Genomic DNA, 21,468 nt, shown 5'->3' with positions numbered 1-21,468 from the left:
GAATAATGGTAAACACTCATGAAAATGAATTCTCAAATATTAAAAATTTTTTATGGATTGGTTGCTTTATTTTTTATATCAATTAATGCACAAGTACAAAGAAACCGCTCCACTACACTTATGGGATGCAGATTTGATTTTACTATAATTGCAGATGATTCTTTAACAGCTGAAAAACATATAGATAGCGTCATAAATGAAATACTTCGTATAGAAAATTTAATTTCTGATTGGAAATCGGACTCACAAATATCAAAAGTAAATCAAAATGCAGGTATATGCCCGGTAAAAGTAGATCCGGAGGTTTGGCAACTTACCCGTAGAGCCTTGTATATTTCAGAAATTACAGAAGGAGCCTTTGATATAAGTTTTGCTGCAATTGATAAAATTTGGAAATTTGATGGTTCTATGGTACAAATTCCTTCTTCTAAACAAATTAAAGAATCAATAAAAAATATCGGGTATAAAAATATTATTTTAGATAGTCTAAATTCTACAATTTTTTTAAAAAATCCCGGTATGAAAATAGGATTTGGTTCCATAGGCAAAGGTTATGCTGCAGATAAGGCTAAAGAATTAATGTTAAATAAAAATGTTAAAGCAGGAATTATTAATGCTTCCGGTGATATAAGTGCTTGGGGAAAACAAATTAATGGTAAAGAATGGAAGATAGGAATAGTAAATCCTTTTAATCCTGCTGACATTATGGGAGCATTTACAATTCATGATAAAAGCGTGACAACTTCAGGCTCTTATGAAAAATATGCTGAAATTAATGGTAAAAAATATTCTCATATAATTAATCCCCAAACAGGATATCCTGTTAGAGGAATTGAGAGTGTAACCGTTATTGGTCCTAATGCAGAAATGGCTAATGGATTCAGTACTTCTCTTATGGTGTTAGGTGAAAAAAAAGGATTCAAATTAATAGATCGTTTTCCGGAATATAGCTGTCTGATTATTACAACTGATGGTAATATAAGGAAATCTAAAAATTTTAATATTAAATTAAAAATTTATGAAAAACAACTATCCCCTAAATCTAAATTTTAAGAAGAAATTAAACGTTCGAATAAATCTATCCATTTTTGCATAATATTATCTAGTGAATAGCGCAATATATTTAAAGAAGCAGCCTTTCCCATTTGTTTTCTTAATTTTTCATTTTCAATTAAAAAAGATAGTTTTTGTATGAAAATTTTCTTATTGTTTAAAGGTACCAATAATCCATCTACTCCATTTTTGATAATCTCTGCCGGGCTAGATTTGCAGTCATATGTAACAGGAGGTACTCCATGAACCATAGCTTCAGTTAATGTTAAACAAAATCCTTCATATTTAGATGTCATGGCATAAATAGAACTTTCTAATAAAACAGAACTCACATCAGAAGTTGGAGAATTTATTTCAATTGATGAGTTCAAGTTTAATTTTGAAATCAGTTTTTTTAGTTTTTTTTCTTGTTCTCCATTCCCATAAATAGATAATTTCCAATCAGGATATTTTTGAGATATTATTTTCCATATTTTAATAAGATGATGGAACTGTTTTTGTTGATTTAACCTGCCTAAAGAAATTACTTTTTTATTTTCAAGGCATGCAGAGTGTTGGGGAATTATAGTAATAGGATTTTCAATTACTTCTATGTTTAATAGATTTTGTCCCCAAGATTTTTGATCCTCATGAGTTAATACAATAAAACGGTCAAAATGTTTACAAATATTGTAATCATTTAAACGATATAAGTATGTTATTATCCTACCTAAATAGTATTTATCCAGTTTAGAATAATATTGAGCTCGTTTATATTTAGCGAAATGACGTTCAATTATTTTTTTGCTTCCATCATTTAATTCATATATATATTTTGAATATTTACAAAAAGTAGAAATAGCAATATCCGGTTTTATTTTATGAAATAAAACAGAAATAGTTTGAAGGAATACCTTTTTATTCCTGCGAAAGTGGAATTTCTTTTTTAATCCTTTTTCTTTTTCAAAATCCAGATTTAAATAATGGAATTTTATACGTGAATCGAAGTTGAAAAAAGGAGTTTTAGGAGCAGGATATATTACAACAATATGTATTTCATAACCTTTATTAACTAAATAATTAGTTTTAGTGGAAATAATTCGTTCAATTCCCCCAGAGTTATGAATGTTACCAATACAATAGATTATTTTCATTAAAAGTAGCAGTTAGTTTTTTCAGAATAAAAAATACCCTAGCACTATAACAAGAGTTGTTTAATATATTTACATTAGAATGATGAAAAACTTTTATTGATTTTTTATTTGATCCCTTTTTTAGCAAAATACTCTAAAAAATGATCTGGATGAGCACCGGTTCTATCATTATTATCTAAAGAATCTATTTTTTTCATATCATCTTCAGATAAATGGAAATCAAATACGTCTGCATTAGAAATAATTCTTTCTTTCTTAGTACTTTTAGGAATAGTAACTACTCCTTTTTGCAAATCCCAACGTATAATAATTTGAGCAATATTTTTATTATATTTTTCAGCCAATTTTTTCAATACCGGATTATCAAACAAAGCTCCACGTTTTAAAGGAGACCATGCTTCATACTGAATATTTTTTTGTTTACAAAAGTCCAGTAAATCCTGTTGTACAAGATTAGGATGAAATTCCATTTGATTTACCATAGGTACTGTTCCTCCAAGGTTTAAAATACCTTGAATATGATGTTGTAAAGAATTACATAAACCAATAGCTCGTATTCTTCCGGCTTTGTATAATTCTTCCATGGCTTTCCATGCTTCCAGATAAAAATCAGGATGTGGCCAATGAATCAAATATAAATCCAAATAATCTAGACCCAACTTTTTCATTGATTCATCAAAAGCTTTAAATGTATCTTCATACTTTTGTTGGTTAAACCAAACCTTAGTGGTTACAAAAATTTCTTCACGAGGAACATTTGTTGTTTTAATCGCTTTTCCTACGCCTTCTTCATTATAATAATAGGCTGCGGTGTCTATATGCCTGTAACCTGCATCTAAAGCATAATGGATTGCATCAACCACTTCTTTTCCCCCTTCTGCCTTATATACTCCTAGTCCAAGATAAGGCATCTTTACCCCATTTAATAAAGTAGTAGTTCCAGAAAGATCTGTAATATTCATTATTTCTTTTTTTTATTGGTTTCAAATGTACAATAAAAAATTTTTTATTGAGAAATTTGAGCTAAAAATTTATTTACCATAATTTTGTATGTTTCAATAATATAGATTTATGAGAAAATCAATCATAGCTTTAGCCTTAGGTACTTTAGGGCTAGGAATGTCTGAATTTGGAATGATGGGAATATTACCTGATATAGCACGTGATTTATCTATAAGCATTCCGAAAGCCGGTCATTTTATCTCAGCATATGCATTGGGAGTAGCGGTAGGAGCCCCTTTACTGGTATTGATTTCAGGAAAGCTCCCTTTAAAAAGGATTTTATTAATGCTAATGCTTATCTATATTGTTGGCAATTTATCTTTTTCATTGTGCTCTTATTATGAACTAAACCTTGTATTCAGGTTTATTTCAGGGCTTCCTCATGGGGCTTATTTCGGTGTAGGTTCTATTGTTGCCAATAAGCTTGCACAAAAGGGAAAAGGAACTTCTGCCGTTGCAGGAATGATTTCAGGAATGACCATTGCAAATCTTTTAGGGGTTCCTCTTGGTACTTTTATTAGTAATCAGTATTCATGGTCAATTACTTACTTTGTAATTGCACTCCTTGGTATATTAATTTTCTTGTCAATAAAAAAATTTGTGCCAGAGCTTAAACCTTTGCCTTATACAGGATTTAAAAATCAATTTCATTTCCTAAGAAATATAAATCCTTGGCTTATCATATTTACAACGATATTAGGAAATGGAGGTATTTTTTGCTGGTATAGCTATATAAATCCCATTATGACTAAATCGGTAGGCTTTTCAGAAGAAGCTATGACAGGAGTTATGATGTTTGCAGGATTAGGTATGGTACTTGGAAATATAATAAGCGGGGAATTGTCAGATAAATATACTCCTCAGAAAGTGGCCACAGTTACTCAAGGATTAGCAATGGTTACCTTGTTATCTTTCTTTTTTTTAGTTCATTCCCGGTCTGCTTCCTTACTCCTTATGTTTATCTGTACCGGCTGTTTGTTTGCAGTATCGGCCCCTCAGCAGATCCTCTTATTAAAAAATTCAAAAGGAGGAGAGATGTTAGGGGCTGCATTGGCACAAGTAGCTTTTAATATAGGTAATGCTTTGGGAGCTCTTTTAGGAGGAATTCCTATTAGTAAAAATTACCCTTATGAATATTGTGCATTACCTGGTGTAGTTTTAACTCTTATAGGATTTCTAATTTTTTTATATTACACGATATATAGATCAAAACTTAAATTCTAACTATTGACAAATTTTTTTAGCTTTTGGTTTATTTTCTTTCTTTTTTCTGAGTTAAAAAAATGATTTTTAGTAAAATATATACACATTTAATTAAATTTTTAGTTTGAGTATAATAAAGAATACATAATTTATATATAAATGAATTATTCTAACATTAAACTCATTTTAATTGACCTTACAATCTCTTCCAATTCTTCTACGTTAAAACTTCCGAATCCCATTCTAATAGCAGAAATATCTTGAGTTTGATAAAGTAAAGATTTAGGGATAAAAACACCTTTTTTTTTACAGTTTTCTCTTAATCTCAACAAATTGATAGAAGATTCCCATTCTGTCCATATAGCTAATCCACCCGAAGGAAGCCTAAAATTTACATATTCTGCTAAATGATTTTGTAACAAAACAGCCAAATAATCTCTCCTTTCTTTATAAGTAGCAGAGGTTTTTTTTAAATGTCGGTGTATTTCACCTTCTTCTATAAGCTCACCCAAAGCATACTCCATAAAAATGTCGCCTTGTCGGTCAAGTATTCCTAAAAACTTTTGTATTTCCAAAATCAAATTTTCAGGAGCAACAACAAATCCAGTTCGAAAACCAGAGGTCAAAGATCTTCCGAAAGAACCTATATAAACCACCATTCCTTTTGAATCAGAGCTAGCAAGCGGTAAAACTTGGCTATTACCATAATGGAAATCATAATCATAATCGTCTTCCAGTATAATAAAACCGTATTTTTGAGAAAGTTCAAGTAATTCAAGCCTTCTTTGAGCACTAAGTGTTACCGTAGTGGGGTAGTGGTGGTGGGAAGTTATATATAACATACGGATTTTTGTTTTTTCACATAGTTTTTTTATTTCTAATGTATCTATTCCTTCCATATCTACAGGAACTGTATAAAGATGAGCCCCTGATTTTTGAAAAATCATATTGGGAATAAAGTAGCTGAGTTTTCCTACGATAACTTTATCTCCGGGAGATATTAATAATTGAGAAGTAATATAAATACTCATTTCCATACTTCGAGTACTTATAAGGTTTTTAGGAGAAATGTGAAGTCCACGGGTAAGATTTAGAAAATTGGAAAGCTTTTCTTTAAAAAAATCTTTGCTCTTATGTAAAGGATATTCTAAATTTTTTTGATTTTTTTTTCTTTTTAAACTTGATGAATATAGTTGAGATAATTGTAGGGTATTAAGCAGTCGTATGTCCGGAATTCCATCATTTAAACATATTGAAGTAGAAAAAATTTCAAATGGATTATCTAAGATTTGAGATTGTTTAAAGGTAAATCCTGTTTTAGAAGGATAGCTATAAGAATAGTTTTTATATAAAGTTTGTATTTTTTCAATCTTTTTCTCAGGCTTGTTTACAATAAATGTTCCTTTGTTAGGGAGTATTTCAATCCAGCCCATAGCTTCTAATTCATCATATACTCTTATCATTGTATTGCGGTTAACCTTAAGTATTTTGCTTAGTATACGGGTTCCGGGTATTTTAGTACCGGGAAAAAGAAATCCTCTTTGAATTGCATTAATTATTTGTATTACAATTTGCAGGTATACAGATTGGGGAGATTTTCTGTCAATTATTATAAAATTACTGAAAGGTATGGTGACCGGTCTATTCATAATTATAAAACTGGTATATATAGATCCTCCGGCAAGGTAATAAATTTGTGAAAAATAAAAGCAATGATTAAAAAAGAGAGTATAATAAAAAAATATTTGTTTTTGTTATTAGTTTTTTATTCTGAAATTTTTTACGCACAGGAAGGTAAGGAATTAGAACATGTAATTATTGAAGGGAAAACAAATTCTCTTCCATTTTCCCAAACCTCCCAAAATATACAGATAATAACCCGTAAGCAAATTGAGGAAATTCCTGCTGCCTCTATTGAGGAATTACTTTCATATTTTTCTGGAATAGATGTGCGCCAAAGAGGTGTGCATGGTGTACAGGCAGATATTAGTATACGGGGAGGTTCTTTTGAACAAGTTTTAGTGTTAGTTAACGGAGTACGCATGAATGATAGCCAAACAGGACATAATACTCTTAATATTCCTTTTGATATGGCAGCTATAGAACGTATTGAGGTAATAAAAGGTCCGGCTGCTCGTCGTTTCGGGCAAAATGCCTATGCCGGAGCTATTAATATAGTAACTCGTCCGTCAGGAAAAAATGATGTAACAGTTACAGGTTCGGGTGGAGATTTTGGTACCTATTCATTAAGTTCAGCACTAAATTTATCAGGAAAAAAGTTATCTCAATTTTTTCAGGTTGAAACTTCACAATCTGATGGATATCGCTTTAATACTGATTATCTTATAAAAAATGTATGGTATCAAAATAAATATAAATTAAATAAAGGAGAAATGCAATTTCAGGCAGGAATTATTGAAAAAAAATTTGGAGCTAATGGATTTTATTCTTCACCCAAGGCCGAAGATCAATATGAACAAATTCAGACATCACTGGTAAGTTTAGGCTGGAACCAATTTTTAGGTAATTTTAAAGTAAGTACCAATGCTTATTGGAGGAGGTCTCAAGATGAATATTTGTACAATCGTAATAATCCTATGGCATATAGGAATCTACATATTGGGAATAATATAGGAATAGAAGTAGTGGGGACATATGTATCTATCTTAGGTACTACCGGTGTAGGAGGAGATTTTCGTAAAGAATTTTTAAGTTCTAATAATTTAGGGAAAAGGGAAAGAGAAGTAAGTTATATTTTTTTAGATCATCATTTTTTATTTTTGAACAATCATTTAGATATTACTCCTGGTATTAGTTTTGCTCATTATTCAGATATGGGAAATTATTGGTATCCCGGAATAGATATAGGGTATAGAATTGATGAAAAAAATAAGATATTTGCTAATTTTGGAAAAACCTATAGAATTCCTTCATATTCAGATTTATATTACTCTGATCCGGTTAACGATGGTAATTCAGAATTAAAACCCGAAAATGCTTTGTCTTATGAATTAGGGTATAGATTATCTAGTAAAAAGCTAAGAGGGTCTATAAGTTTTTTCAGAAGGGAATCTAAAGATTTAATAGATTGGACCAAAGATAAAGAAAATGATAAATGGAAGCCGATTAATATAGCTAAAGTTAATACAAATGGAGTGGAAGTAGATTTTACACAACATTTTCTTACCACATTTATAAAGTCCTATTCTATCGGATATACCTATTTAGATAATGAACTCAAAAATATAAAAGCCCATTTTTCCAAATACTCACTCGATAATTTACGTCATCAGTTAGTAATAAAAATAGAACATAAATTGATGAAAAATTTTAGTAATCAAATTGTTTATCGTTATAATGATAGGGCTTCATTAGAAGATTATCATTTATTGGATGATAAACTAATGTATCAATTAAATAAAATTACAGCTTTTGTTCAGGTAAATAATATTTTAAATACGCAATATACAGAAACAAACTTAGTACCTATGCAAGGTAGGTGGATACTGATGGGAATAAGTTTTAAAAATATATTTTAACATATAGAATTCAACCAAATATTCACAAAAATTTTAAATTTAGTTTCATCATTATATCTGTTTGTTTTTCTTCACCTAATAAAAAAATATGTTTATCAAACTCAGCAAAACCGTTTTTTTTATAAAAATTTATAGCATTTAGGTTGTCTTCCCATACACCAAGCCACAAAAATTCAGCATTTTCTCTTTTACCAAGTTTTATGGCCAAATCTATTAATGACTGGCCCATTTTATTTTTCTGAAATTTTTTTAAAACATATATACGTTCAATTTCTACAGAGTTTTTATATTTTAATTCAGTTTGGGAATTTTCAAAATTTATTTTAAGATAGCCTGCAATAGTACCATTTATAATAGCAAAGTAAAATTCTGAATTTCCAAGTATTTCATCTGTTAATTTAGATATACTAAAGTTTTTATCTAAGTATTTTTGCATGTTATCTTCACTGTTTTTTTGAGAAAATGTCTCATAGAAAGTTTGTTTAGATATTTTTTGCAATTCATAAAGATCATTTGCAGAAATTTTTTGGATTATAAAGGACTTCATAAAACTTACATAAATACTTTTGATATTTTATAGCTACTTGTAAATATACGAAATGATAAAAAAGTATATAATAGTAAATATAATAATCTTCCAATTTTGATATTGTTTAAATTTAATTTATAGTATATAAATAATGTTATAAAATATATCTAGGTGTTATAATTTTATAAAAAAAATAACGTTATATATTGAAGGTCCATATTATTAATATGAAATATATACTCTTTAGTGTTTTTTTTGTTTTCTCCTTTTTTTGTTTTTCGCAAATTACTATTAATGTAATAGATTTTGATACTAATTTACCTATATCTGGAGCAAAGATATATTTACACACGAATAATTTATTATTAGGAATATCCGATGCTAAAGGAACTATATTACTCGAAACCGAAAAAATGGAAAATGAAACTGTTTTTGTAGAAGCAGCAAAGTATATGCCTAAATATGAGATTATAAATGAAGATTATTATACTATTTATTTAGAATCTAAGGAACAGTATAAAAAAAAATCCTCTGATGCAGAAAGTATAATTTTTCAAATGATAAAAAAAGAAAAAATTAACAATCCACATGCTTTAGAAAATTATCAATATACTTCATATACCAAATTTGAAATAGATGCAGATAGTTCATCTTTTCATTATATTGAAACACCTAAAAAAAAGAGGGAAATAATTAATAATCAGATAAAAACAATTTTACCCTATTCTATGTTTTTTATAGCTGAAAGAGCTATGATTCATAAATATGATAAAAAATTAGGAGAGAAAAACATTATAGAAGCCAATAATGTGTCTGGAATAAAAAAGCCGATTTATGAAGCATTAGCAAAAGCCTTAATGATGAATGAATTACCTGATTTTTTAGAAGAAGAAAATCTTAAATTTTACAGGTTTAAAAAAGTAGATAGTTTAGAAATAAATCATAGGAAAACGTATAAAGTAGTTTTTTATCTTAAAAAACAATATAATTCTATAGCAGCATCTAATGGAACTTTATTTGTAGATGCAGAGAGTTATGCTTTGGTGCGTTACATAGGAACTATAAAAGATAACTTAACGTATTTCTATAAAATAGAAAGAGAACCACACTACGGAATCTGGTTTACACATAGTGAATACACTAAAATATTTTTCCCCATAACCCGTATATTAAATAAAAATAATCCCGGAGCTCATTCTTGGGCAACAATAAGCACTGTATATTCAAAATTTAAGACCATGGTATCATTTACCAAAAAAGAATTTTTCGGTTACAATTATGAAACAGAAAAAGATTTTTGGGACAATGATAAAAAATTATCTCTTTATAGGAATCCTATTTTAACAAGACGTGAGTTAAATACATACCTGACAATAGACAGTTTATCACAAAAATATAAATTAATAAAAAAAATACAATTTTTTTCTCCTATACTTAATGGAGAGGTAAAAGTAGGGAAAATTAATTTTGATTTGTTCAATAGTGTACGTTTTAACGATTTTGAAGGATTAAGGTTTCAATTTGGAGGAAGAACTAATTATGATTTCAGCAAAGATTTTTCAGTAAGAAGTTTTGCTGCCTGGGCAACAAAAGACCAACAAATGAAATTTGGAGGAGGAATAGATTTTTTTGTAAATAAAATTAATAATGGGAAACTTTGTTTATTTGCAGAATCAGATGTTAATGCTGCAGGAAAAAATCGTTTTAGGGAGTATGGTGCTATTGAAAATATAAGAGATCAAACTAATAATTTATCCAATAATATTTACTATAGACATGAAAAAGGGACTTTGGAATACCAACAGGATTTTTTTGATATTTTTACAGCAGCCATAGTTGCTGACTATCAAAAACAAAAACCAGTTTTTAATTATTCGTACAAAGGGAATCCTACTTATACAAAATACGATCAGTTTGCGACCTCATTAAGAATTAAGTTTACTCCATTTGTAAAATATATGAAAACCCCTATAGATAAAATTGCTATTGAAGATAATTTGCCATACTTTTTCTTTAATTATACTAGAAGTTGGAATGCATTTTCTTCAGATTTTGAATATAATAAAATTGATTTAACTTCTTTTTTAAAATGGGAAAATTCACTAGGAAATACTAAAATTACAGCAAACGCAGGATATATTTCAGGTAAAACTACTTTATTAAATCTGTATGAAGGTTTTGGAGTAGTAAAAAATGGCTCCAGTGTATGGGGGCGGTTTGAATTAAAAGGATATAACACTTTTGAAACAATACATCCAGGAAGCTTTTTTGCCAGCCAATATACTGCTTTTTTCCTTTCACATACTTTTAAAGATTTAAGAGTATTTGGACATAAATATTTGTATATAACTATAGTTTATAATGGAATGATAGGGAATTTAGAACACCGAGAATTACATTCAGAACATAAATTTTCAGTACCGGAAAAATATTATCAGGAAGTCGGAATTGAATTTAATAAGCTGATTAGTATTTTTGGAATTGGAGCATATTACAGATTAGGCACATATCATACAGGAAATTTTGATAATAATCTGTACTTAAAACTAACTTATACTCTATTTAAATAATTTATAATGTTGAAGTATAAAAGTATATGTTTTCAAATATCCATTTTAAAAAATAAAAATATACTTTAAATTTTATTCATAAAAATTAATTCTGTTTTGAAGATCTGTTAATTCTTTTTGCAAAACTTTGATTCGACTGATTAAATTATGTATAGCATCTATCCCTGCCATGTTAATATCCAAATCATAAAACATACGACTATAAGATTCTAATTGAGGAATTTCCTCAATAGGAATATAACTTTCTTCCTTTTCTTTTACAATAGTAAGCAGCCCCATTTCTGACAATTCTTCTAAAAAATTCGGTTCTACTTCATAATACGTACAATATTCTTTTATAGTAATTACATTGTTTGCCATGATAGTTTTTTTAAGATTCAGCTAATTGTTTGAATAATTCTTTTTGTTTATCCGATAAATGGGTAGGAATTTTAACTTGATATGTTACTATTAAATCTCCAAATTCACCGTCTTTTTTGTAAATAGGAAATCCTTTTCCTTTTAGGCGCACTTTAGCACCATTTTGAGTTCCGGGAGTTATTTTTAATTTTACCTTACCATCTAAGGTGTTAATAGTAGTTTCTCCACCTAATACAGCTGTATAGAGATCTAACGATATTATTGTGGTTAAATCATTGTTTAATCTTTTGAAATTAGGATCTTCGCTAATTACAAAAGTAATATATAAATCACCATTAGGACCTCCATTTACACCTGGTCCCCCTTGTTTACTTAATTTAATTTGTTGCCCGTTTGCAATACCTGCCGGAATAGTAATACGAATTTGTTTTCCATTTATATTCAGAGTTTGTTTATGAGTTGAAGCAGCATCACGTAAAGAAAGATGTAGCTCGGTAGTATAATCCTGACCTTTATATTGGGAACTTCTTCGGTTACCTCCTTTTTTTCTTCCCTGGCTGCCGAATAATTCACTGAAGAAATCAGAAAAATCTTCAGTACCAAAACCCTGAGAAAATCCTTCGAAAGGATGTCCTGAGTTATCATAATAATATTGACCTCCACCGGAATTTCCTTGTTGTTGACGTGCTTGTTCAAATTGTTCCGCATGTTTCCAGTTTTCGCCATATTGGTCATATTTCTTTCTTTTATCGGGATCACTTAGAACCTCATTCGCTTCATTAATCTGTTGAAATTTCATATTAGCTTCCTTATCATTGGGATTAAGGTCAGGATGATATTTTCGTGCCAGTTTTCTAAAGGCTTTTTTAATTTCATCCTGAGAAGCAGTTTTATCTAATCCTAATACTTTATAATAGTCGATAAATGCCATATATTAATTAATTCTTTTAATTGGGTTACGATATTTTTAGTATATCAATTTTAATGCAAAATATGAAAAAATTATCATTTTGTCATATAAAATTTAATATAATAAAAGTAAAAAATATATAAAAGAAGGGCCTCTTAATTATATGTAAAAAGTTCTTATTTTTACTAGATAAGATACCATATAATTTTTATAAACCTTTTCAATCAATAAGTTTATTTGTACAAAATAATTTGTGTTATTTCTGTTGTATAGATTTAAGGATAAGAATTATAATAAATGAAAAAAAATAAAGGAGTAGCAAAAACTACTCCCATTTGATAAAGTTGAATTTAAAAATGAATGATTTTACTTAAGAATCGAGCTGATTAACTTATCATTAAAATCATTATCTTTTGTAGCTATTACAGAATCTATCGAAAGAGCATATAGTGCTTCTGTAATGGAAAGTGTACCTTTTGCTGAATTTTTACGTCCATTGAAAGAGAACACATCAGGTCCTCTTTGACATTGAGAATTAATATTGATTCTACCAACTTGGCAACGTAAAGATTTAATGAAGTTTGATATGTTTTCTGTATTGTTTGAGAAAATAGAAACTTGTTGTCCTGTATTAGATTTAATTATATAATCTATGGGTTCCTCAGGATAGTAATAAGGAACAATGGGCAAAATAGGACCAAATTGTTCCTTATTATATAATAAATTCATTTTTTCATTAACCGGATATATAATTGCCGGGTTAACTAATGAATAGTTAATTATTCCTCCTCCGGATTCTTTATTAATAATCTCCCCTCCATTAGCAATTGCCTCATCAATGCATTTTTGTATATATTCAGGTTTTTCAGGTTCAGCTACCGGGGTTATAAAAACATTGTTATCCCAAGGCATCCCTACAGAAAGTTTTGATATTTCTTCACAAAGTTTTTTGTTGAAGTTATCAGCGATAGAACTATGTACAAAAATAATCTTTAAAGCCGTACAACGTTGTCCATTAAAAGAAAAAGCCCCTTGTATAACTTCATTTACTGCCCAATCAATATTTGCAGTTTCATCAATAATTCCTGCATTTTTTGCATCTAATCCTAATACAGCATGTAAACTATTAGCAAATGGAGATTCTTTAATCATACCATTTGCAACTTTACTAGAGCCTATAAATGCTAATACATCAATTTTTCCTGATTGCATTAAAACAGGAGTGACATCTCGTCCTCTACCATATAAAGTATTGATTACACCTTGAGGAAAACATTCTTTGAAAGCATCCAATAAATAACTAAACAATAAAATTCCTTGTCTTGGTGGTTTAAATAATATCGTATTGCCCATTAATAATGCCGGTATTAAAGTAGCAAAAGTTTCATTTAAAGGATAGTTATAAGGTCCCATACATAGTACCACTCCATAAGGTAATTTTTTTACCTGAGCCAATACTCCGCTTACAGTTTTTATTTGAGAGGATTCTTTATCAATTTTTTTTAGAGCAATAATGGTATCTTTTATATACTCTACAGTGCGATCGAATTCTTTTTCCGCATCTTTTACACTTTTGCAAATTTCCCAAATAATCATTTTTACAATAGGCTCACGTTGGCTTTCCATTTTATGAATGAAATTTTCCATTGCCATTATTCGATCATTTACAGACATGGAAGGCCATTCACCTTTTCCTCCGTTAAATGCTTTTGTTGCAGCATCTAAAGCCCTGATTGATTCCTTATTTGTAGCAATAGGATAGCTGCCTATTTTAAATTTTTCTAAAGAATTAGTAGATTCGGACTGTATATAAATCGGTGAAAAAACATCTTGAAAAGGTCCTTTCCATTCAATAAATTCACCATTTATTAAAATTTTTGTTTGATTTACGATTTTATCTAATCGAAATTTTTCAGGTATTTCATTTATCTTCGGAAATAATGAAGTGTTATTTGAAGTCATTTTTTATATGTATCTTTATTTAAATGGTTTATATTTAAAATTATTAGTTTGTACAAATATAACAATAGTTTCGTTTTATTTGTATATAATTTTATTATTTATAAATAAAAAATACTTTTAATTAATAAGGAAAGAAAACGAAAGTTGTTTAGTGAAAATATTGATTTATTAGTTAATTTATATTATTAGTGCGTTTTGATTTGGTTTTTAGGGTTTAATTTACTTTTATTGTACCCATAAATAAAATATATTATTAATCCCATAAGTAGCCAAATAATAAACATGATCCAATTTGACCATCCCAGTTCAGTCATTAGATATAAATTAAATAAAATACCAAGGATGGGAATAAGTGAAAATTTATACTTTAAAGAAGCAATAGATAATCCAAACCACACTAATGCAAATATGAATAATAAAGGTTTTTCATATATTATTTTCATATACTCAGTTTGAGTAATAAAAAGAGTTATACAAATAATAAAACAAATTCCGGTTATATATTGGCTGTTAATATAAGGTATTTTAAATCTAGCTTTATTTGTTTCTCCTTTGTTTTCCAGGTATAATGTACCGGAACAAACCAAAATAAAAGCAAAAAAAGTTCCCACACTCGTGAGATCTACTACAAATTGCATATCTAAAAACATAGAAGGAATTCCTACTAGAATTCCTGTAAGAATTGTAGCAAACCCCGGAGTTTTATATTTTTTATTAATAGAACTAAATTTATTACCCAATAGTCCATCTCTACTCATAGACATCCATATTCTGGGTTGTCCAATTTGGTATACCAATAGTGTACTGGTTATTGAAATTACTGCACTTATAGAAATAATACCGGCAATAAAGTCCATTCCTACTTTTCCAAATACATAAGCCAAAGGATCATCTACTCTCAATTCTTTATAATTAACCATTCCTGTTAAAACTAGAGAAAGTATAACATATAAAAGAGCACAGATAATAAGGCAAAATATCATAGCTTTAGGCAAATCTCTCTGAGGATTTTTGGCTTCTTCTGCTGTTGTGGAAATAGAATCAAAGCCAATAAAAGCAAAAAATACGGCAGCAACTCCCCCCATTACACCACCTAAACCATTTGGTAAAAAAGGAGACCAATTTTCTGGTTTAATAAAAAATGATCCGGCTATAATAACAAGAATGATAACTCCTAATTTTAATATTACCAACCAGTTTCCTAAGTTTTTAGATTCTTTGATTCCAATATAAACAATAAAAGTGATAAACAAGGTAATAAGTCCGGCAGGTAAATCAAATAATATTTTTATTCCCCCGATTTGAGGGGCATTACTATAAGTGTATGCTGCTTTAGCTACGGTATCGGGAATTGAATTTTTAAATGTACCTGATTGTATTTGATTATATGCTTCTTTTGCAGAGCTATAATCAATCCCCAGCCAATCAGGCCAATGAATACCAAATCCGGAAAGCATAGTAGTAAAATATTCAGACCAAGCTATTGCTACTACCATATTAGATACCGCATATTCTAAAAGAAGAGCCCAGCCTATTACCCAGGCAAATATTTCACCAAGAGATATGTAAGTGTAAGTGTATGCACTTCCACTTATGGGGATCATTGAAGCAAATTGTGCATAACACAAGGCTGTAAAGATACAGGCAGTAGCTACAAGTATAAATAAAAGAGATACGGCAGGGCCTCCTTCATATGCAGCACGGCCAATAGTACTGAATATTCCGGCACCTACTATTGCTGCTACACCTAAAAATGTAAGGTCTCTTACCCCTAAAACTTTATGTAATTGAAAATTTTTTGAATTTTCAGTTTCTATATCAGATAATTTTTTACGTCTGAATAATGATTGTAAATTCATTGAAATTAAGGATATAATTATTTTTTAGCAGTTTGTATTAGTCTAGATAATTTGCTATTTTTTCTTCCATATAAAAAATAAATACTAAGACCTAAGAAAAGCCAGATAATAAACATTCCCCAATTTGACCATTCAAGTTCAGTCATTAAGTATAAATTGAATAAAATGCCTAAAATAGGTATTAATGAGAATTTATATTTTAAAGAAGCAATAGATAAGCCCAACCATACAATCCAAAATATAGATAATAAAGGTTTTTCTTTTAAAATTTTATGAAAATCAGTTTGAGTCAAAAATAAAGTAAAGCCAATACAAAAAAATAAAAGAATTAAAATTTTTCCGTTAATATAAGGTAATTTAAATTTTGCTTGTTTTGAAAGCTTCTTATGATCTAAATATAAAACTCCGGAACAAACTAAGATAAAAGCAAAAAAAGTACCTACACTTGTCAGGTCTACTACAATTTGCATATCCAGAAACATAGCTGGAATACCAACGAAAAAACCCGCAATAATAGTTGCAAAACCGGGAGTATGATATTTTTTATGGATTTTTCCAAAAGGTTTCCAGAGTAAACCATCACGACTCATTGTCATCCATATTCTGGGTTGTCCAATTTGATAAACCAGAATAGCCCCTGTCATGGCAATAACAGCACTTACGGAGATAATTCCGGCAATAAAATTCATTCCGATCTTTCCAAAAACATAAGCTAAAGGGTCATCTACCCTTAGTTCTTTATAATTAACCATTCCTGTCAAAACTAAAGCTATACCTGCATATAAAACGGTACATATAATAATGCAGTAAAGCATGGCTCTGGGTAAATCTTTTTGAGGATTTTTGGCTTCTTCAGCTGTCGTGGAGATGGAATCAAAACCAATAAATGAAAAAAACACAGCAGCTACTCCTCCCATAACTCCTCCCAATCCATTAGGTAAAAAAGGGGACCAATTTTCGGGTTTTATATAAAAAACACCAATGAAAATAATTCCGATAATAACTGTTAGTTTTATCCAAACTAAAATATTGCTTATTCGTGTAGATTCTTTTATACCCACATAAGCAAGTGCAGTAACTAAGAGAGTTATTAAACCTGCAGGAAGATTAAAAATAATTTTTATTCCTGAAATTTCAGGTGCTGACTGATATATTTGCGAAAGTTTTAGATCATTAGCTGAAACGGTTAATGGATGTGTCTGACTTTCAATGAATGCTCTGTGAGCATTCCAATAATCTATTGATAACCAATCAGGCCAATGAATGCCAAAACCCTGTAACATCGATATAAAATAACCAGACCAAGAAATAGCGATAACTATATTAGATACAGCATACTCTAAGATTAAAGCCCAACCAATGGTCCAGGCAAAAATTTCACCTAATGAAACATAAGCGTATGTATAAGCACTACCGCTTACTGGGATCATTGAAGCAAATTGTGCATAGCATAATGCTGTAAAAATGCAGGCAACTGCCACAAGAATAAATAATAAAGAAATAGCAGGTCCTCCTTCATAAGAAGCTCTACCAATAGTACTAAAAATACCGGCACCTATAATAGCAGCAATTCCAAAAAAAGTTAAATCCTTAACAGATAATACCTTATTTAGCTGAGAATTTTGAGTAATATCTTGTAAATCAGAAATGTTTTTTTTTCGAAAAAGAGAGTTAAAATTCATTCCGGGTTTTTTATATTTTATATGTAAGTATATAATATCGAATGCAAAAGTAAAAATATCTTTTCATTACTTCATTAAAATCTTATGTTGTTTTAGATTTTTATTTTTACTTTCATTAATATGATATTAATCATGTTTGTTAATAAATTTATCTCATATTTATTTATAATTATTCTAAATAAATTTATAAGTTTGTTATCAACAAATTAAAAGAGATATTTTATGAAAGTTTTTTTATGCCTCATTTGTTCATTTTTATTTTTATGGGTAAACTGCCAGGAATTGGCATCAATAGAAGGTCGGGTTTTAACATCTAATAATCTACCTGTACAAGGAAGTGAGATAAAGATCGAAGGAGATGTTACTATTATTGTTTATAGTAATAAAGAAGGAGAATTTAAAATAGCTAATTTAAATTTAGGAGAATATAATATAAAAGTTTCAGATAAAGATAAAATAATATATGATGGGAAAATTAAATTAGAAAATGCTAAAGTTTATAATTTAATTTATACGGAAGAAAAATCTACGGTAAAGGAGATTGAAGAAGTTGTAGTTGAAGGGGATAAGATTAAAAGCAATAGTGAATATGTTGCAAAAATGCCCTTAAAAAATATAGAAAATCCTCAAGTTTATACAGTTATTTCTAAAGAAATTATGAGCAATCAAATTGTAACTACTTCAGAAGAAGCATTAAAAAATGTTCCGGGAGGAAGTAATGCCGTACAAGGACCGGGATCAGGAGGAGTTGGGCTTTATCTTATGATGAGAGGATTCAGTACTGATATAGGACTACGTAACGGACTTTCTACAAATTCAGCTACTCTAACAGATATGGTAAATGTTGAAAGATTAGAGGTTGTCAAAGGACCTTCAGGTACTTTATTCGGTTCCGTGATCTCTTATGGGGGAATGATAAATAAAATAACAAAGAAACCCTATCAAAATTTTGGTGGGAGTATAGATTATACCACTGGTTCATGGGGATTATCCCGTTTTACTGCTGATGTTAATACTCCTGTAAAAGATTCCACAGTTTTATTTAGAATTAATGCCGTATATCATACAGAAGATTTTTTTCAGGATTATTCAGGGAGGAAAACCTGGAGTATAGACCCTAGTTTTACCTATAAAGTAGATGATCGTTTAACTTTTAATTTAGATTTTGAACTTTATCATACTTCAGGGAATACAAATTTTTACACAAAAGGGAGCGGGGTAACAGTAAATACATTTAAAGATTTACCTTATAATCCAAAAAAATCATTATCTAATAAGAATTTAGTTAGCGAAGCAGATATTTTTAATGCCTTTATAGAGGCTAAATATAAGATTTCAGATTCTTGGACTTCTCAGAGTTTATTTTCCTTCTCCAAATCTGAAAATAAAGCCAATTATTTATTCCTTACTTTCACAGATAATGAGAATGTACAAAGACGAATTATGAAAGTTCCCAGTACATTTACCCGATATAATGTACAACAGAATGTACTTGGAAAATTTAATTTTGGTGAAGTGAAGAATGAATTCCTTTCAGGAATTGACTATTTATATTATACTACAGAAGATAAAAGGTCGCAGGTAATTTATGATATAATAAATGTAAATCAGCCCGATTTGTCCCTTTCAGTTGATAAATATAATTCATTAATAGGAGCGGTTAATCCATTTGCAGAATATTTTAGAAAACATAATATTTTAGGTGTTTATGTTTCTGATGTAGTAAAAATACAAGATAGATTAAATTTTTTGTTATCATTAAGAATGGATTATTATAAAGCAAAAGGAGGGGATTATTTAGATATGAAATCATATAATTATGACGATGATCAGACCTCTTGGTCACCTAAATTTGGTATTGTATATGAGATACTTAAAGATAAAGTTTCTTTATTTGGAAATTATATGGACGGATTTACTAATGTCGTTGATACAGGTTCACCTGTAGGGCAGAAAAAAAGTTATAAACCCGAGCATGCTAATCAGTGGGAAGGAGGTATAAAATTAGATATTTTTGAACACCGTATAGTTTCCACATTAAGTTATTACCACATAAAGGTTAAAAATTCTCTAAGAACTGTTTCAGACGGAATAGATACTTATACAGTACAGGACGGAACAAGAAAAAGCAAAGGTGTAGATATAGAAGTTAAAGCAATACCATTAGAAGGATGGAATTTAATTGTAGGATATGGTTATAATGATAGTCGATATGTAAAGGCTAATGCATCAGTAGAAGGTAAACATCCATATAATACCCCATACAATTCATTTAATTTTTGGACAGATTATACTTTAACAAAAACAAAACTCAAAGGTCTTGGAATAGGAATAGGAGGAAACTCAATAGGTAAAAGTTTTTGGGATGATGCCAATACATTCGTTATTTCCGGTTATACAACACTTGATGCAAGTATTTTTTATACTCATTCCAAATATAAAATTTCATTAAAGATGAATAACCTGACCAATGAAACTTATTGGACAAGTAATTATTGGGGGCAACCACAGAAACCTAGACAATTTTTAGCTTCATTGATTTATAAACTTTAATGAAATACAGTATAAAATTAGCTAACTAATGAAAAAAATTGCATTAATTTTTAATATTATTTTTTTTTCCCTAACATATGCTCAAGATGAAATAAATATCGGGGAAAAATATTCCTTTTATTCTCAAATATTAAAAGAAAACAGGGAGTATTGGGTATATCTCCCACCGGAATATGAGGCTCAAAAAGAAAAATATCCGGTAATATATTTATTAGATGGAGAATCAAATTTTTATTCTTTGGTAGCAATTCAAAAAGCTTTTACTAAAGGAATGTATAATTACATGCCGGAATCTGTTATTGTAGGAATTATAAATACCGATAGAACAAGAGATCTTACTCCGACTCAATCTTCACTAAAAAGAGATGGAAAAGTATTTTTTGAAAATAGCGGTGGAGCAGAGAATTTTTATAATTTTTTAATTGAAGAATTGAAACAGAATATAGAGAAAACCTACCGTACCAATGGATATAATATTATAGTAGGACATTCATTCGGAGGATTGTTTGTGTTGAATACATTTGTCCATCATTCAAGTTCATTTAAATCATACGTAGCAATAGATCCCAGCATATGGTGGGATAATAAAAAAATATATAAAGATGCCAAGGAGCTATTAGAAAAAAAAAACTTAAAAGGATTTAATTTATTTATAGCAATGGCTAAAAAAGAAACTAAGGCCAATGATGAACATTCTGATGCTATAAGGCTTTTTTGTACAGATCTATTAGATACATCTACACGTAATAATTTACGAAGTAAATGGAAATATTATCCCGAAGAAGATCATGGGACTGTAAATATGCCAGGAATGTATGATGCATTCAAATTTATTTTTAAAGGGATAACCTTACCTGTAAAAAAAATACCACAAGACCCTAACCTTATTGAAAAATATTATAAACAATTATCAGAACAGTTAAATTTTGAATTTCTTCCTTCTGAAACTTTAATAAATAATCTTGCAGAATATTCTCTTTCGATAGGAGAAATGAAAGCAGCCTCTAAAATTATTGATTACAATCTTAAAAATTATCCTGGGAATATTGTTACAGATAAAATTCGTGCTAAAATAGAGCAAAGCCAAAAAGAAAATTCTCAATAAAAGACATA

General features: G+C 29.2%; 15 protein-coding genes. 6 read left to right on the top strand and 9 right to left on the bottom strand.

Features of this window, described 5'->3' with window-relative positions; genetic code table 11:
• Positions 1-24: 24 nt before the first annotated feature.
• A complete protein-coding gene (locus C4S77_RS00495) occupies positions 25-1,053 on the top strand; it encodes an FAD:protein FMN transferase (RefSeq protein WP_105245676.1) in 1,029 nt (342 codons plus the stop codon).
• On the opposite strand, the gene C4S77_RS00490 is transcribed toward C4S77_RS00495, so the two are convergent.
• Positions 1,050-2,186 (bottom strand): glycosyltransferase family 4 protein, encoded by a 1,137-nt coding sequence (locus C4S77_RS00490; RefSeq protein WP_105245272.1) that lies wholly within the window; start codon positions 2,184-2,186, stop codon positions 1,050-1,052. The genes C4S77_RS00495 and C4S77_RS00490 overlap by 4 nt on opposite strands.
• Positions 2,187-2,290: 104 nt before the next feature.
• Positions 2,291-3,148, bottom strand: a complete 858-nt coding sequence (locus C4S77_RS00485) for an aldo/keto reductase (protein ID WP_105193818.1) — start codon at positions 3,146-3,148, stop codon at positions 2,291-2,293.
• Between the two features lie 109 nt (positions 3,149-3,257).
• Between C4S77_RS00485 and araJ the strand changes: the two genes are divergently transcribed.
• Positions 3,258-4,412 (top strand): MFS transporter AraJ, encoded by a 1,155-nt coding sequence (araJ, locus tag C4S77_RS00480; RefSeq protein ID WP_105245270.1) that lies wholly within the window; start codon positions 3,258-3,260, stop codon positions 4,410-4,412.
• 143 nt (positions 4,413-4,555) lie between these two features.
• Here araJ and C4S77_RS00475 read toward each other — a convergent pair whose 3' ends face one another.
• Entirely contained in the window at positions 4,556-6,040 is a 1,485-nt protein-coding gene (locus tag C4S77_RS00475; protein ID WP_105245268.1) for an aminotransferase-like domain-containing protein, read from the bottom strand.
• A gap of 63 nt (positions 6,041-6,103) precedes the next feature.
• Between C4S77_RS00475 and C4S77_RS00470 the strand changes: the two genes are divergently transcribed.
• Positions 6,104-7,930 (top strand): TonB-dependent receptor plug domain-containing protein, encoded by a 1,827-nt coding sequence (locus C4S77_RS00470; RefSeq protein ID WP_105245267.1) that lies wholly within the window; start codon positions 6,104-6,106, stop codon positions 7,928-7,930.
• Positions 7,931-7,952: 22 nt separating this feature from the next.
• Here C4S77_RS00470 and C4S77_RS00465 read toward each other — a convergent pair whose 3' ends face one another.
• Positions 7,953-8,477 (bottom strand): GNAT family N-acetyltransferase, encoded by a 525-nt coding sequence (locus C4S77_RS00465; RefSeq protein ID WP_105245265.1) that lies wholly within the window; start codon positions 8,475-8,477, stop codon positions 7,953-7,955.
• 209 nt (positions 8,478-8,686) lie between these two features.
• Here C4S77_RS00465 and C4S77_RS00460 point away from each other — a divergent pair, with 209 nt between their 5' ends.
• Positions 8,687-11,029: a DUF5686 family protein gene (locus C4S77_RS00460; RefSeq protein WP_105245263.1), complete on the top strand. Its 2,343-nt coding sequence runs from the start codon at positions 8,687-8,689 to the stop codon at positions 11,027-11,029.
• Between the two features lie 72 nt (positions 11,030-11,101).
• Here the strand turns inward: C4S77_RS00460 and C4S77_RS00455 are convergent, their stop codons facing one another.
• The 5 genes from C4S77_RS00455 to C4S77_RS00435 all read right to left on the bottom strand — a co-directional run bounded on the left by C4S77_RS00455 (position 11,102) and on the right by C4S77_RS00435 (position 17,802).
• Entirely contained in the window at positions 11,102-11,389 is a 288-nt protein-coding gene (locus tag C4S77_RS00455; protein ID WP_105193812.1) for a chaperone modulator CbpM, read from the bottom strand.
• 10 nt (positions 11,390-11,399) lie between these two features.
• The gene (locus C4S77_RS00450; RefSeq protein WP_105245261.1) at positions 11,400-12,320 is read right to left on the bottom strand and encodes a DnaJ C-terminal domain-containing protein; all 921 of its coding nucleotides are present in this window, start codon (positions 12,318-12,320) and stop codon (positions 11,400-11,402) included.
• Positions 12,321-12,665: 345 nt separating this feature from the next.
• On the bottom strand, positions 12,666-14,261 hold the full coding sequence (locus C4S77_RS00445) for an aldehyde dehydrogenase family protein (RefSeq protein WP_105245259.1): 1,596 nt from the start codon (positions 14,259-14,261) through the stop codon (positions 12,666-12,668).
• 185 nt (positions 14,262-14,446) lie between these two features.
• Positions 14,447-16,120: an amino acid permease gene (locus C4S77_RS00440; protein ID WP_105245257.1), complete on the bottom strand. Its 1,674-nt coding sequence runs from the start codon at positions 16,118-16,120 to the stop codon at positions 14,447-14,449.
• 17 nt (positions 16,121-16,137) lie between these two features.
• Positions 16,138-17,802 (bottom strand): amino acid permease, encoded by a 1,665-nt coding sequence (locus C4S77_RS00435; protein WP_105245255.1) that lies wholly within the window; start codon positions 17,800-17,802, stop codon positions 16,138-16,140.
• A gap of 222 nt (positions 17,803-18,024) precedes the next feature.
• Here C4S77_RS00435 and C4S77_RS00430 point away from each other — a divergent pair, with 222 nt between their 5' ends.
• Positions 18,025-20,355, top strand: a complete 2,331-nt coding sequence (locus tag C4S77_RS00430) for a TonB-dependent receptor (protein ID WP_105245254.1) — start codon at positions 18,025-18,027, stop codon at positions 20,353-20,355.
• Positions 20,356-20,383: 28 nt separating this feature from the next.
• Positions 20,384-21,460 (top strand): alpha/beta hydrolase, encoded by a 1,077-nt coding sequence (locus tag C4S77_RS00425; RefSeq protein WP_105245252.1) that lies wholly within the window; start codon positions 20,384-20,386, stop codon positions 21,458-21,460.
• Positions 21,461-21,468: the final 8 nt, after the last annotated feature.

It is taken from the genome of Apibacter adventoris, assembly GCF_002964975.1.
In the GTDB taxonomy this organism is placed as follows: domain Bacteria; phylum Bacteroidota; class Bacteroidia; order Flavobacteriales; family Weeksellaceae; genus Apibacter; species Apibacter adventoris.
This window is presented reverse-complemented; position numbering and strand designations above follow the sequence as displayed.